Genomic DNA, 15,696 nt, shown 5'->3' with positions numbered 1-15,696 from the left:
GAATTGGCAGAAAATGAAGGGATTTTATTAGATCCTGTATATTCTGGAAGAGCATTTTATGGAATGTTAGATCATATAAAAAAACGAAAAATAGAAAAAGGTGCTAACATTATGTTTTGGCATACCGGCGGTTTACCTGCTAATTTTTATTATTCTGAGGAATTAATGTGAAAATTTTATTAATCTAATAGAATTTGAACTATATTAGTATTGATTGTGTATTGAATGAAAAAATACACCGAATGTTTTAGCTATGTTTTAGCAAAAAAAAAAGCCAAGAATAAAATTCTTGACTTTCCCTGGTTTTACTTGTAGCGAGAATGGGGCACGATCCCATGACCTCCGAGTTATGAATTTTCGTACAAAAAATCATAAAATTTTAAATAATTGACTATCAGTTATTTAAAAACTACTATATTTTAAATCGTGTTCCAAAACGTGTTCAGTTTTGTGTTCACTATTATTAGTATAATTTTGAACAATAAAATTAGATTTTAAGATTGAAATAGACAAGGTTTTTTTGGTTTTTTTTTGGCTGTAATTTTAGTGTTGAAGCTATCGTGTAAGAAAGTAATAAGTCTATTTTATACTGCTGCGTTTACTTATTATTCTACTTGAATAATAAGTAAAATGGCAAAGTCGCATAATGTAAACTGGATTATATATAATTGTTAAAAAATTGATAATTCTTTGATATTGAGGTTTTTTTATTGAAAACAAACATCTAAAAGCAATGCGTGCATCGTATATTTATAACAAGAAAAAGAAATGCGCCATGAAAACATTAAAAGAATTAAAAAACAGATTAGAAAAACTTAATTTTGGAAGATTATTAAATTCTGAAAAGAGTAAAAAAAATGAACCAAGAACTTTAATTACAGCATCAACTTTTGATGATGAAGATTTGTTTATGTTCATCTAAACGATACTTTTATTAAATTATACAAAATTGCTGAGCTATGTCGATAGTCTTTTTTTGAAACTCAAGCTCTTTAATTTTTTTAATTTCATCGTTTTTACTCATACCAGTATTTTGTAGTTTTAATTTACATTGTATTACTCCTTTATAACTTTTGTTATATACTCTCTTTCATTAGATATAAATTTTAATAGATAAATGCCATTTGGTAATTCCGTTAAATCAATTGATGATTTTGGTTCAATCATTTTAATAAAACGACCTGTTATATCATATAAAATAATATTATTTAAGTTTTTAATTTTCGTGTTTATTATGCCACTAGTTGGATTAGGATAAACGGCAATACCTTTGAATATAGTTGCATTGTTATCTGTAGAAAGCGTACTGTCAAATTCATAAGCTCCTATATCATAATTTATTCCTTTAGGTCTTGTATTTCCATTTATATCATGCGTAACTATTGTACTTACAAGGTTGGTACCTGTATCAATAGCTTGAGAATCTGTTGTCAAATTAAAATCATTTAATGTTGGGTTAACAAATATGGAATTCATGGAGCTAGCCAATAGAGAGTTTGTGTCAAGGCCTAATGCTTGCCATGCGGCTAAACTAATAGTAGAACCGTCTCCATTATTACTCATTTTATCGTTCAATATATTGTTATCGCTTGTAAACATGGCAGTATCATTTATAGCAATACAGCCTCTCCAAGCATGTTGATTAATGATGATGTTATTATATATTTCTGTATTAACATTAGCTCCGTTTTGAACTAGTATTCCCCATCTGCCATCAGAAGGCACAATAATGGTATTATTATATATTTTGGCTCCATTAGTTACAATGGCTCCATCTTGTTGGAAAAGTGAAATTCCTTGAGAGGAATGATTATTGTATATAAGGTTATTATAGACTGTAGGATTTTGTAGTCCATCCATATTTATTCCAGCAGCTCCATTGTTATCATGAATATTGTTACCGTAGATTAAGGCATCACTAATTATTCCATCTCCTCCTGCAGATGAATCTCCATTTAAATGGATTCCAACATTATTATTACCATAGCACTCATTATACCTAACTATAGGTCTGTCTGAACTATTAGAGACATAAATTCCGTGTTCATCGATTGAGTTAGTACAAACATTGTATTCAATTAGAATATCGTCTGTAAATGCTGTAAAAATTCCTCGTTCTGCATTATTGTCGCAAGCACAATTTCTAACAATACAATTATTAGAAACCACTACTCGTATTCCATTACCATTTCCTAGCATATCGTTAACAATAAAGCTATCGATTATTATATAGTTAGCATTCTCAATGTTAATACCATCGTTTCTTATTGCACCACTTTGATTTATTAACACACTATTTCCAGTTCCCATAAAAACAATAGGATTTGCTGCTGTGCCACTTACATTTCTTAAGTCAAAACCTACGTAAATTCCATTTTCTACAAAAACGGTATCTCCTGCAATAACAAGATCCGCGGCATGTTGAATGGTTAAAAAAGCATCACTTTGGCTTAATCCTGTATTTGAGTTTAGGCCAGAATTTGATACATAGTAGTTAGTAGCTTTCAAGTTGTAACTTGACATTATTATTAAAAGGAAAAGGAAAGAGAGTTTAGGTAAATTCATTTTGTTGGGGTTTTATAGTCTAAAGATAGATGTAATCTTATTTGGTTGTACAATTTAATTGTATTTTTTGCTGCTTTTTTTGCATGATTTACGTTAACAAAGGTTTGATCGAGAAAGAATACACCAATCAATCAGCGGTTCGAATAGATTGTCAAGAAATATAAATCCACTAAGATTCGATGTAATATTTCAGAAAGTAAAAGGAACTTATTTATAAAATTTTTCCGTTTATTTCTTGTTTTACGGTTTTTCGTAAAGTTTCGTTGTGAAAAAAATCTAAGTTTTTTCAATTCTTGGGTTAAGCTTAGTATAATTACCGAATTTCTCCTTTAGTATTTTGCGCAAATATGTTTTTTTATCATATAGTCGGTAATTTCTTTTAATGTTTTGCCTGTTGTGGGGTGTTTTCCGAGAGCAGTAAAATATTCTAGAACTCCTGTTTCATTTTTACCATACCATACATTTGTATTTCCTGTTTCTGTATAAAATTGTGTGTCACAATTTGGAATGATTTTTCTAAAATTATCAATTCTATCAGGATTATATAATTTTAAATTACCTAATTCATAATTTTCTGGATCAAAATTAGTTTCTATATAATGGTCATTTTCCCAACTCATCCAACGCTGGGTATTTAAGTATTTAAATGAAAAAAATATAATAATTAAAGAACATAAAATCCCTAGTGTAATTTTATGTTTTATATCAAATTTAGACGATGTTTTCTTTTTAACTTTAAAATTAGGATTATTATTAATTGTAGCTTCATTTATTTTCTTAAACTCTTCATAATTATCAAATTCTAAATATTTCAATAGTCCACAAACTACTTTATGTTGTTTTATATTAATATCACTTTCTGATATTTTTAAAGCTTCAGCATCTTTCCTGTAATCTCGATAACTTCTTTCTCCAAGAACAAAACCTGTTTCTTGAGAGACATAATCCGCTATGTCTTCAGCTTTATTCGTTAAGGAAGGTTTTTTATCTCCTAATAGTATTCTGTCAGCTTCAGCTTTCTTGAAGGCTTTTAAAATTAGTGTTTTATGCATTTAATCTTTGATAACGAGTCTGATAAAAATAATTAATTTATGGGAAATTGACAGGAAAAATTTTTCCTAATAGCTTCCTGAATCCTTCCGATAAATTTCCTAAACATTCTTTCAAATATTCCGTGATTTGCTTCAGAATCAATCCAAACCAAGTATTTATAATACTGTGATTAGATTCTAAAACAGAGTGACTATTTAGAGATGTAAAAACATCTGGGAAGTAATTTTATTTCTCTAATTCAGTTTCCCATACTTCCCAAAATAGAGAGACGTCTCTTCATTATAGCTTTTTAGCTAAACCTGTTAAAGTCCGATAAATATCGGATAGCATAACTATTGTCCAATCTAAAAGAATTATAAAATGAAAAATATTAATAAAATACTATTGACAGCTATTCTAGGTGTCGCAATCTTTTCTTGCACTCCACAAACAAATACTCCTGATTCCATTCCTGTTTCAATAGATGAGGAAGAGTGCTGTGGAGACGATAGTCCAATTCCGCCACCACCTCCAACAGAGGACTAATTATCATTTCATTTTTCTATTATAAATCTCTATAAATATTGATTTTGAGTAAATGTAGGAAGATATTTTTAACAGCCTTTACGGAAACCCGTAAAGGTTTGTTTTTATTTGAGATAAGTTTTAAAATGTAAGATTAAGTGAATATTCTAATCGTGTTTTAATTAAAGCTGTGTTAAGTGGTTCGTGTTGAGTCTTTTAGTGATGTGTTCGAGGATCAAGTTTTTATAGGTTTTAGTTATTTAATTATGTTAAATATATGATTGTAGTTAGTTGCATAGTAAATAATATTTTACTCCTTTACGGAAACCCGTAAAGATTGTAATTTTATTTAGGGTAAGTTTGAACAACTAATATTTATATGAAAAAATCAAAATTTAAAAAATGAAAAAACACTTAATTTTTCTATTCTTGTTATTTTGTTTTTTTCTAGGCGCAGGACAGAGTTTTAAAAAAGAGAAGCGGATTTATATGCTTGATATTACAAAGTCTATGTGGGGATCTGGTAGCAATGAAAATATCTTTGAAGATGTTAAAAAATCTCTTTATAAAGGTATTGAAGATATAAAAAATCCTGAAACCATTATAACAATTATTCCATTTCAAGCTACGCATACCTATGATATTTTGCCAAGTTGGACATTTAAGTCAGGTGATAAGGATAAATTGGCAGCAGTAAAGAAAGTTATTGATTCTTATTCATTAGAAACCGTTCCTGGCGGCTATACCGATGTTTATTCAGCTTTAGATAAAGCAAAGAAAAATATAAATAATGATAGAGTTAATTACATTTTTCTATTAACCGATGGTGAACAATCTGCTATACCTAGTGCTACAAAGAAAACAAGCAGAATAGACTTTGATTTAAAAGATTTAGAGAGCTCAATTGGAAGTTGGTGTGATTTTTCACAGAATTCAGAGACTCATCTTTTTTACGTAATGCTTTCTAAAGCGGCAATAGATAAAACTATTGTAGAGATAATAGAGAAGGAGTGCAATGCCTACGTTGTTCAAGGAACTGATATGAATGTAGCATTTGTTAAACCAAATAGTAATATCATAAAGCTTAATCTTAATGATGATCCATTAAAATTCGAGATAAATCTATTAGCAAATAATTGGGAGTATTTAAAAGAGAATACTGCTATTAAGTTAGAGTTGGAAAACAATTCTATTTTTCAATTGGAAAATGATGTTATTAATATTACTAATAGAAAGCTTTTTGTTAAACTTAAAAACAAGCTGGCTTTTACTGAATTACGTAGAAATAATGACATTGAGACAACTATTTTATTAACTCTTTCTACTAGTGATAATCTTAAGGTTTTAAATCCTGAGATAAAGCTTGTTGTGAAAAATCATAAGGAGAGAATATTAACTTTAGAATTTTCAGAAGATGAATAAATCCTTTTTTATATTAACATTAATAATACTTACTAGTTTATTTAGCTGTAAAAAAGAAAAATTATTTCAGGGAGAAACTACAGATTTTGGAACTATAGAATATTATGATTCATTTTTATTTTATGAATGTGAAAACTTTACTTTATCAAAAACCTTAAAATATAACTTTAATGACTATTCTATAGATAAAAAGTCTACTGTAAAACTGAATATAGTCGATGCGGAGCAGAATGTTATTACTAATAGAGATATTTTATTTTATGTTAATGATGAGTTAGTTAAAGGCAATAGTTTCACTATCGATAGTAAAGTATCAAGTAAAGGAAGTTTAAAGTTAGGTCTTAAGTTTTTGCCAAGTTATCCAAATGGTTATACATCAGGTTTTATATCTGTTTCTTCTCACAGTCTAGATGTTATTAATAATAATGACTTAAACACTTCTTCGGAAAAAAGACTTTTTAAATGGGAGTCGACACATAAATTAATTATGAACCCTTTAAAAAAGTGGTTAATGTGGTTTGTTGTTTTCATAATTAGTAGTTTGTTAATGTGGTTTCTTATTATTAGAAATAAGGTGTATTCGAAGTTTAAAAAAGGAAAAATTCAAATAGTAACCCCGTATTTTAAAGGAATAAACATTACAAGGAACACGAGATTAATTGTATTTACAAATGTTACTACTAAGCAGAAAGTATTTAACCGTGTTTTTACTGGCAAAATAATTTACGAGGTAAATCCTATTTACGAGAATAAAATTATTTTAAGACCAGGAAGAGGTAATAGAATTAAAATAAAGCTACCATTAGGGGTGAAAATAACTCCACAAGTTGTTAATCTGGAAAAATTTAATAATTATAATATCAAGTTAGGACAGGAATCATTAGAGATACAATACTCATAAAACATATTATCATGGCAAAATTAAAAAGAAGTTTATTCATTGGATTAGGAGGTACAGGTTTAAAATCTATATTACACACTAAAAAACGTTTTATAGATACTTATGGAGAAATACCTCCAATGACTGCTTTTTTGGCTTTTGATACTGATGGAGATAGTATTAATACTAAAATCGATAGCGAGTTAGGAAAACAAAGAATTGGCTTAGATGCTTCGGAGTTTTTGCATATAAAGGTCAGACATCCTCAAGAAATACTAAGACAGCAACCTGATTTATTCGATTTTGTACCTGTTCAAAATAGACCTCTATTGGTAAGTCTTACTGACGGAGCTGGACAAGTAAGATCTAATGGGCGATTTGCGACACACTTTAATTACGGAGCTATTGAAAACGCTATAAGAACGAAGTTAACTTCTATCTTAAATGCTAATGCTATTTCGAATGAAAAGTACCAAGTAAATGGAAATGATGTTGAAATTAATATGATGTTCTCTGTTGCTGGTGGTACGGGAAGTGGAACATTTTTAGATATGGCCTATATCGTAAAAGAAGTTTCAAAAGGGATTAACTCAACCGTGGGAGTTTCTACAATTGGGTTTGCAATATTGCCAGATGTATTTAACGCTATGATGAATGGACCTGCTATGGCAAATGTATTACCTAATGGTTACGGTGCTTTGCATGATTTAGATTTTTTAATGCATCATAATTTTGATAAAAAACCACTCGAAATAAAGTATGCTAATAAGTCTATAAAAATTGAGAACCCTCCTTTTGACTTAGTTTTTACAATAAATAATAGTGATAAAAATGCTAATACTTATACTAACGTAAATGATTTAAGTGAACTAATAGGTTTGGCTATGTTTACTGGAGCTAGTGAATTAAGTGGAGGTATGGCGAGTTCTTATGATAATGTGAAAACTGTTATCGCAGGAGGCTCAATGAAGGTCGAAAATAAAGATTCTTGGGCATGTGGTCTTGGGTTGAGTGAACTTTATTATGATGGAAATAAATTGGGTAACATTTATGCTCACAAAGCCTCTGTTAGTATTATCAATAATCTAATAACACCTGAAACTGATTCTTTTGATTTAGACGACATTTTTATTAGTGATGCTAAAATTAGAGAGAATAATGGTGATGAAAATAATGATCTTATAGATTCATTATTATCTGAAACTCCAAAAATACAATATACTTACATCAACGATCAATCAACGATTGACTCCGAAATTAATGCTTATTTAGTAAATGTTGAAAATACGGCAAAAGCTGATATTGAGGGTAATTATAGCTCTAAAGAAGCTGAAGTGACTAAAAAACTGAATGACTTCATTATAGAGCATATTAACAAACCATCAGGTGTTGGAAATATTGATCGATTTTTAAATGCTTTAGTAAAGCATGTAAAATTGTTTTTAAACGAAATGAAAGATGAGCAAATTGGAAAATCTGAAAATGATAAACTTTTTCGAAATCAGCTCAATCAAAATATTTCAGAATTGAAAGGCTTAACCTTTTTGGAAAAAAAGTTTGGCTCTAAACTTAAGGACGTAAAGGAAGACGTTATTCAGGCTGTAAATTTAATAGCAGTAAATATTCATGAAATACTTAGGCGTCAGTATGCAATAACATTTTTTAATCAATTGTTACTAACTATTAGTAACCATGAACTAAATGTTCGAAATATTTTACAAAAATTACAACAGGTAGAAGAGGATTGTGAATCTAACTTTATAGGTTTACAGAATCAAATTAATGAACAACCAAAGAAGTTTGTAAAAGAACTCCATCGTGATTTTGTAAACAATGTTAAAGTTTCTGACAAAGATTTGAATGTAAATGATTTCATAAATAGTATCACCTCTGATACTAATGGGTTATATGATTTCTCAGAAATGTCACCAAAATTAATTTCAAAGAGTTTATGGCTGTTTTCAAAAGAATTGCCAAAAGCATTGGAGTATAGAAATAAAAAAATTGACGATGTTTTAGCGACTTATTCTGAAGATGAATTAGATACAATGATGAAAGAGTTAATTGTTAAATCTAATCCATTATGGTCTTATAATTATAAAGGGCATGTGATTAACCGAGAACATCATGAAGCTTTTATAATAGGTGTTCCTAATATAAAATCGTCTATTATCGTAAAAAACAATATTTTAAAAAACATATTAGAGTCTAATCAAAAAGCAGATTTTAACTCAACAAATATGCAAGATAGAATTGTTATTTACAGGATGGAAGCTACTGTTCCTGTTTATGCAGTTTCTAATATGAGCTTGTATAAAGAAAAATCAGATAATAGTAGAATAAGTCACCATATTGATGCAAACTGGTTATTGAGAATGGATCGTGAGGGGTTTGATATTTATCCAACTAAACGAGAGGATCATAGCTTAGAGTATTGGGTAACTGGATTTATTTATGATTTTATAAAGTTAGAAAATGGTATTTATTTAGCTTATAGTGAAGAGCAAGGAGATCCAATAGAAGATTATTGGATAGAGTTAGGTGCATATAGAGATGAGGCTTTTACGGAATTTAAGAGACGAAAACTTCAAGATGAATTTAAGCTTATGATTGATAATAAAATTTCAGATTTAGGTGAAACAGAAAACCAAAAATTAATAAAAGAAGTAACTGCGTCAACAAATTATAACGAACACTATTCTAAGAAAAATTTTGAGAATAGTGAACTTAAGGATTCTAAAATGATAAAAGTTAAAGAACTATTTAGTGACGAAATTAATTTTGTAAAGAAGATATTAGCTAAGTAGTTTTATAGAAACGTATAGCCAAGTGTTTAATGTTAAATGCTTGGGTTTTTACTCATTTTGAGTTAATCAAAAACTTATTTCATGTCATCACCATCTATAAATATTAGTATTAATCAGCAAGGAAAAACTCTTGTTGAAAAAATAGACAATCATTTTTGTCAGCATGAGCCAACATTTTATAAAAACTTCATGATTTCATCTTCTATTGAGTTTGAAAATGGTGTAAATGTACTTTCTAAAGTGAAAAATGGTGAATTTGAAATATCTAGTGATGATGATATAAAAAGTTGGTTTGACTTTGAATTATACTCAGATATTAAAAATTTGGTTAGTTTAGTTAACGACTCAATCAGCAGTACTATAATTGTAAATATTATTGTGCCCCTGGAAGAAGAACTTTCCGTCTCTCAATTGAGTAAGCTGCTTGGGGCACTAAAAGAGTTGATTAGCAATCAGCAAGTTGATGGTTTAGATATTAAAATTTTTGCAATTACTTATTCTCTATCCGAACAAAATTATGATAAAGATGCTCAGATTAAGAGTGAGTTGTTGGTATTGGAAGAATTAATATCAGAATACGATTATATAATTAGTGATATTTATTATTTGGACGATAGGAGCTCTAATAGAATTGTCCTTAATTTAAACTTAAATTGGTTAGCATTTGCTCTTGGAGAATTTTTTGTATTTCAAATGGTTTCGCAGACATCTTTGGCTGTTATGCAAAACAAATCCAAAATTTTTGGTGTAGGAGTCATTCATTTTAATGAAATTCTATTTAGAAGTGTTATTGCTAATAAGATATTACAGTACAAGTTTGAGCAAGAAGGTGTTTTAGATGACGAAGGTGTACAGTTGAGAGATATTATTAATAAGTGCAACCCGTTTATTAATGAAAATCAAAATTTCTTTCAACAGTTTTTAGAAAACTACCCTTATTCTAGTGATAATAATAGTGATTTAACAAAGAATAGTAAAGCCTATATAGATAGTTTTAAAAAGAAGTTAGAAGATTTTGTTACAGATGCAAGCGCAACTATTGGGGAATCTAAAGCCATACTTGCAAATTTATTAGGAGAAGATGATAACAAAATAGAAGGTATAAATTGGGGAACGCAGCGAGATAATATAGACGATTTAGAATTTGATATTATTAATTATTTTAATTCTTATTTAGAAGAAAAAGATAAGGTAGATTTTGATTGTCAAAAAGAACTTAGGAATAAGATTTCAGAATTAAGCCAAGCTATTAAAATTGATGAAAAATCAATTAAAGCTATAAATGACCAATCAGAAGAGATTCATAGTGATTTAGATATAACTTTTGATGAAGGTATTTTTAGTGTTAATGGGGATCGGGTTAATGCTTCGGGTTATATTCCTTCTGTTATTAATCCTGATGATGAGTTTTATGTGTATTCCGATGAACCTATTTCAAACTCTAAAGACCTAACCAAGTATTTTCCTAGAGTTAAAGATCAAGGTGAATTAGGGAGTTGTACAGCTTTTACAATTTCAGCGATATATGAATTTGCTGCAAAACTTAACAATAAGCATGTAAGCATTAGTGAGATGTTTATTTATTATAATGCTAGAGAATTAGGTGGATACGTTAATGAAGATGTAGGGTCAACTTTGTTAGAAACGATTAATGCGGTAAAGTTAAAAGGCGCATGTTATTCAAAGAGTCATCCATATTCTAAAGAGTTGTTTTTTAATAGACCAAGTGAAGCGGCATACATTGAGGCTCAGCATCAGGTAGTGGAGAAAGCATGTCGAGTAAAAATATCAGAAGATGATTTCAAATATGCTATAGCAAATGGACATCCCGTAATTATTGGATTAAAATTATTCAAATCATTTTACCCAAAAAATAAAGCGGGTATTGTTCCGTATCCTTCAGCTACAGAAACAGCCTATGAAGGACATGGAAATCATGCTTTATTGGTCGTAGGCTATAATGACGATGAAAAGCTCTTTAAATTAAGAAATAGTTGGGGTGATAAATTTGGAGAAAGTGGTTATTGTTATGCACCTTATGATTACATCGCTAATTCGGATTTTTGTTTAGAAGCGTTCGTAATATCTAATATAGTAGACTTATCTTATAATGAATTCACTTACGATACGGATACTAGTTTTTCTTTTCTAAAGGATTCAATACTCCGAAAAAAAACAATTAAACAATACAATCTTAGACTAAAGAAAAAGCTATTAAATAAAACAAAAGAAGAGTACGATTTAGTTGCACTAAAAAATGAAGAGAACTCAGAAAGGATTAAAAACCCATTATTTAGAAAGAGACTTTTTGAAGAACTAAAACAAGAGAAGGCTGTTATTACAGAAGTCCTTATAGATCCTATAATAGAAAAACCAAAAGATAAAAAAGGATGGTTTTTCATCGGAGGAGGTTTTCTGTTAATCATTTTAAGTATAATTATGAAACCATATATAGAGTTAACTGGTAGCTTAGTAGGAAGCGCTATAGGTGTGTTTTTAATATTTTTCGGAAGTAAATTATTTTATGCTAAAACAGATATAGTTACAGTTAAATCAAATATAGATTTGCCTGTTGATACAAGAAAAATAGATCTTTACACTTTTGAGGCAGCCGATAGATTGTTTAGTCAATTTGATGAGATGAATAAAAACCTGATAATTAGGTATAAGGCTTTGTCTAAATATTTTTCAAAAGTAAAAAAGTGGCAAAAAGAAAGTGAGGATGCATTAAATAGTATAGAATATTCATCACCTACATTTGTAATAAATGTAGTTCGTAAAAAGCCTTTGTTAGATTATCTAGCCAATGAAAAACATATTTTCTTACATAACTTACCTAATCTCTCAGCTGTATTCCATAAAAACTATATACCTTCAAAAGATAATACGGATGAAGTTTTTAAAGAGTTGCGCGATAATTATTTAGTTGATATTAATAAAAATATTGAAAATATATTAGATATTAGCATAGTAGATTATATACAAGGAGAATGTGTATATCCTTATTTTGATCTACCTCCAGATTTGGGTCAAGTAATGAAAAGTATTGAAAAAATTTCAACTCCATTTTGTAATATTAGGCAAACTACAAATTCGCTAGAGCTTCAAAACTACGTAGTGCATGAAGAGATAATGAGTGCTTCAGAAGATAAGCTCGAAGTTTTTTCAAAGCATAGAGGAGCCGCTATTAAACCTGTGTTATCGTTTAGAGAAAACAAAAAGAAGTATGTAGCTATTCAGGTATCAGCTTTAAACAGTATTAAGGATTTAGTTAGGTATAATTTATAATCTATTGAATGGTAAAGAAAGGACTTAAGCTTTTAAATATATTTTTACTGATTTTGTTTTGTTTAATTAGTGGAGCAGAATGTCTTTTTAGTCAAGAAAGTGTAAAAAGTGACTCAATTAAAAGTGTTTATAAGAAATCTAACACTTTAAAAATTGCATCCTGGAATATAAAGGATTTAGGTCGATCTAAAGATGCTAGCGAAATTATTCAAATAGCAGAAATTATTGGAGATTTTGATATTGTAGCCATACAAGAAGTTGTAGGGAAAGATCCTGCTGGAGCACAAGCTGTAGCAAAAATTGCGGATGAATTAAATAGAATGGGGAGTAAGTGGGATTATCGTGTAAGCGATCCTACTAAAAGTCCATCTGCCTATATAAGCGAACGTTATGCATTTCTTTGGAAAACTTCTAAAGTAAGTTTGTCGGGTAGAGCTTATTTAGATGCTGCCTTAGAAGAGGTATGTGATAGGGAGCCGTATATTGGTGAATTTCTACAAAAAAATAGTACTGAGTCTTTTTATATAGTTAATTTTCATTCCAGAAAACATGATTCGAGGCCAGAGGACGAAATTATCTTTTTTAGAGATTATCTAACTCGGCTAAGCTCAGAGAACATTTTTATTCTAGGTGATTTCAATTTAAACGAAAAGCATGAGGTTTGGGATAATCTCTATCAAAAAGGGTTTACTTCTGCATTAAAAGACTCAAAAACGACCTTAAAAACAAAATGTAAAGCATTGAATTATCTTAATTATGCAATAGATAATATCTACTATTCATCGGGTAAAATTAAAATGCATCAAACAGGAAAAGTTGATTTTGTGAAAGATTGTAATAATCTTGAAAATTCAAGGTTTATTTCTGATCACTTACCTATTTATATTGAATTTGTAATTAATTAGTTACAATTACGGTTTTTCGTAATTTATTTTTGTTTAAAAGCATTAAGTTCGATAAAATATTTAGAAATTTTGTAAAACAAGATAGGTAATGAGTCAACAAAAAACGAAAGTATGAATTTTATAAAAAATATACTTTTTATAATTCTCTTTACGGTAACTACTAGTGTTATCGCACAATCCGTTTACACCACCAAAACAGGTGAAAAATATCATAAATCGAGCTGTAAATATTTAAGGTATTCTAAAAAAGAATATACATTAGTCAAAGCAGTGCAATTAGGTTTTACCGCGTGTTCGGTTTGTAAGCCAACTAAGAGTAATACAGCGGTAACAAACGCTAACGGATTTACCAGCAGCAACCAGTCCAGTACCCCGTCACGCTCTACTACAGCAAAGCAATGCACTGGTAAAACACAGGCAGGTAAACGTTGTAAACGAACTACTAAAAACTCAAATGGTAGATGCTACCAACATTAAATAAATAACTATGGGATTATTAAATAAAATATTAGGAAACGCAAGTGAGGTTTCTGTAGAAAAGTTAACCCAAAAATATGGCAGACTATTAACGAGTAGCGAACAAATTGAACTTGGTTTCAAGTTGTTTCGAGATGTGTTCATGTTTACGAATAAACGCTTAATTTTGATAGACGTGCAAGGTATAACAGGTAGTAAAGTGGAGTACAAATCTTTACCATATAAGAACATTTCTAGATTTTCTTTAGAAACTTCTGGCACTTTCGATTTGGATGCCGAATTAAAAATTTGGATTTCAAGTGAAAATATACCTTCCGTTAGTAAGAAGTTTAATAAAAGCATAGATGTCTACGAAGTACAAAAGTATTTGGCAGAAAAAGTTATGTAAATGAAGCTGATTGGAGTCTAAAAGAATATCATGGAAAACCTCAATACATTTTTAAACAAACTATCAACAGAAGAACTTGAAGTTCTTTATACGTTATTGGCTGTTAAGGATAAAACGGTAGAAAATATTACAGCAAAATTTTCTGCATTAACGCTTCCTTTTGGCGGACGCTTTCAGGAAAAATTATCCTACAGGCAGGTGTTAGGTGAAATTTGTGAAAAGGAAAATATTGAGTTCGATTCAAACCTAAAAACTTCAGAATTAGAACGAGATATTTTTCAAAAATTATTTGTTAAAGAATATGAAGAATTATCTGAGGTTGAGAAGCAAGAGTTTATTAATAAATTAGAAAAAAAGGGATTAAACAAAAATCAAATAGCATCATTAACATCTATAGCGGCAATTACAGCAGCACAAGCTTCTGGCTTCGGTATTTATTTACTTGCTAGCACCACTGTAGGGGCAATTACCAGTTTATTAGGGGTAACATTACCTTTTGTTGTTTATACAACCATGTCATCTGTAATATCTGTATTAATAGGCCCTGTAGGGTTTTTAGTTTTAGGTTATGGTATGTATAAATCATTTAAAGATGTGAAATCTTTAGACGAAGCAGGAGTGATTTTTAAACAGTCTGGAATTCAATTAAAAAAAATCGTTTTTGGAGATATAGATACATCTATTATGGTCTTTAAATATATTGCTTCCATGCGGATAATAAAGATAAATGATCTGCGAGATAAAATAGCTTTAGAGTATAAAAGCATCGCTAATAATGAGAGCTATAAAGACGAAGTGCTTACAAAAAAGCAGGCCTTAAAAAATAATATAAATCTAGTTTCCAAGAGTATTCAAGATTTAAATGCTGAAATAGAACTTATACAGCAACAACTTAACGAAAAGAGAAAAGCGCTTTTTAATTACGAATTGGAGGATAAGCATTTTGAAGATGAAATTGAAAGTTTTAACGAAGAGATTGAGTCAGCTCAAACAGAAATAAAATTTCATAAAAAGGATATAGTGTTCTATCAAAATAACTAGAGGATAGAATTTTTTTTAATTGAACGATTTTAAAGCGAACAGAACCTTTTTATTAAGGTTAATTGAAACTATAAGTACCATTGTATTAGCTTAAATTTATTATTAATACTATTTTTAAGCTTTTAACGAAATACACTAAATGAACCAACAAAATATAAAGCAATTAGAAACCGAACTTTGGGACGCAGCCGATGACCTTAGAGCAAACTCAAAACTAACTGCTGGCGAATACAAAGACCCACTTTTAGGTTTAGTATTACTGCGTTTTGCGCAAAACCGTTTCGAAGATGCTAAAATTGAAGTAGAAAAAAAGCTACCAATAAACCCAAGAACAGGTAAAAAAACGTGAAGCCAACAAAGGCGATT

At 29.5% G+C, this 15,696-nt stretch carries 14 protein-coding genes; 12 read left to right on the top strand and 2 right to left on the bottom strand.

Annotated elements, in window-relative coordinates:
* The first annotated feature begins 3 nt into the window (after positions 1-3).
* Both GQR98_RS17215 and GQR98_RS17210 read left to right on the top strand, forming a co-directional pair.
* Complete coding sequence (locus GQR98_RS17215; RefSeq protein WP_159020644.1) at positions 4-171, top strand: hypothetical protein; 168 nt, start codon at positions 4-6, stop codon at positions 169-171.
* 604 nt (positions 172-775) lie between these two features.
* Positions 776-922 (top strand): hypothetical protein, encoded by a 147-nt coding sequence (locus tag GQR98_RS17210; RefSeq protein WP_159020643.1) that lies wholly within the window; start codon positions 776-778, stop codon positions 920-922.
* Between the two features lie 134 nt (positions 923-1,056).
* Here the strand turns inward: GQR98_RS17210 and GQR98_RS17205 are convergent, their stop codons facing one another.
* Together GQR98_RS17205 and GQR98_RS17200 are read right to left on the bottom strand one after the other, a co-directional pair.
* Positions 1,057-2,565: a NosD domain-containing protein gene (locus tag GQR98_RS17205; RefSeq protein WP_159020642.1), complete on the bottom strand. Its 1,509-nt coding sequence runs from the start codon at positions 2,563-2,565 to the stop codon at positions 1,057-1,059.
* 329 nt (positions 2,566-2,894) lie between these two features.
* On the bottom strand, positions 2,895-3,617 hold the full coding sequence (locus tag GQR98_RS17200) for a hypothetical protein (RefSeq protein ID WP_159020641.1): 723 nt from the start codon (positions 3,615-3,617) through the stop codon (positions 2,895-2,897).
* Positions 3,618-4,002: 385 nt separating this feature from the next.
* Here GQR98_RS17200 and GQR98_RS19040 point away from each other — a divergent pair, with 385 nt between their 5' ends.
* The 10 genes from GQR98_RS19040 to GQR98_RS19270 all read left to right on the top strand — a co-directional run bounded on the left by GQR98_RS19040 (position 4,003) and on the right by GQR98_RS19270 (position 15,679).
* Positions 4,003-4,143 (top strand): hypothetical protein, encoded by a 141-nt coding sequence (locus tag GQR98_RS19040; RefSeq protein ID WP_199270302.1) that lies wholly within the window; start codon positions 4,003-4,005, stop codon positions 4,141-4,143.
* Between the two features lie 381 nt (positions 4,144-4,524).
* Positions 4,525-5,544, top strand: coding sequence for a hypothetical protein (locus GQR98_RS17195; RefSeq protein WP_159020640.1), 1,020 nt, complete (start codon positions 4,525-4,527; stop codon positions 5,542-5,544).
* Entirely contained in the window at positions 5,537-6,445 is a 909-nt protein-coding gene (locus GQR98_RS17190) for a hypothetical protein (protein ID WP_159020639.1), read from the top strand. The genes GQR98_RS17195 and GQR98_RS17190 overlap by 8 nt, the downstream gene beginning before the upstream one ends.
* A gap of 11 nt (positions 6,446-6,456) precedes the next feature.
* On the top strand, positions 6,457-9,231 hold the full coding sequence (locus GQR98_RS17185; protein ID WP_159020638.1) for a tubulin-like doman-containing protein: 2,775 nt from the start codon (positions 6,457-6,459) through the stop codon (positions 9,229-9,231).
* A gap of 81 nt (positions 9,232-9,312) precedes the next feature.
* Positions 9,313-12,519 (top strand): C1 family peptidase, encoded by a 3,207-nt coding sequence (locus GQR98_RS17180; protein ID WP_159020637.1) that lies wholly within the window; start codon positions 9,313-9,315, stop codon positions 12,517-12,519.
* An 8-nt stretch (positions 12,520-12,527) separates the two neighbouring features.
* Positions 12,528-13,424: an endonuclease/exonuclease/phosphatase family protein gene (locus GQR98_RS17175; RefSeq protein WP_159020636.1), complete on the top strand. Its 897-nt coding sequence runs from the start codon at positions 12,528-12,530 to the stop codon at positions 13,422-13,424.
* A 111-nt stretch (positions 13,425-13,535) separates the two neighbouring features.
* Complete coding sequence (locus GQR98_RS17170; RefSeq protein WP_159020635.1) at positions 13,536-13,901, top strand: hypothetical protein; 366 nt, start codon at positions 13,536-13,538, stop codon at positions 13,899-13,901.
* Positions 13,902-13,911: 10 nt separating this feature from the next.
* Positions 13,912-14,289, top strand: coding sequence for a PH domain-containing protein (locus GQR98_RS17165; protein WP_159020634.1), 378 nt, complete (start codon positions 13,912-13,914; stop codon positions 14,287-14,289).
* Positions 14,290-14,319: 30 nt separating this feature from the next.
* Entirely contained in the window at positions 14,320-15,330 is a 1,011-nt protein-coding gene (locus GQR98_RS17160; protein ID WP_159020633.1) for a hypothetical protein, read from the top strand.
* 139 nt (positions 15,331-15,469) lie between these two features.
* Positions 15,470-15,679: a type I restriction-modification system subunit M N-terminal domain-containing protein gene (locus GQR98_RS19270; protein WP_199270220.1), complete on the top strand. Its 210-nt coding sequence runs from the start codon at positions 15,470-15,472 to the stop codon at positions 15,677-15,679.
* The last annotated feature ends 17 nt before the right edge of the window (positions 15,680-15,696 follow it).

The sequence above is a fragment of the Algibacter sp. L3A6 genome, from assembly GCF_009796825.1.
Taxonomy (GTDB): Bacteria; Bacteroidota; Bacteroidia; order Flavobacteriales; family Flavobacteriaceae; genus Algibacter.
Note: the sequence above shows the minus strand (reverse complement) of the source record. Positions and strands in the feature narration are given on the sequence as shown.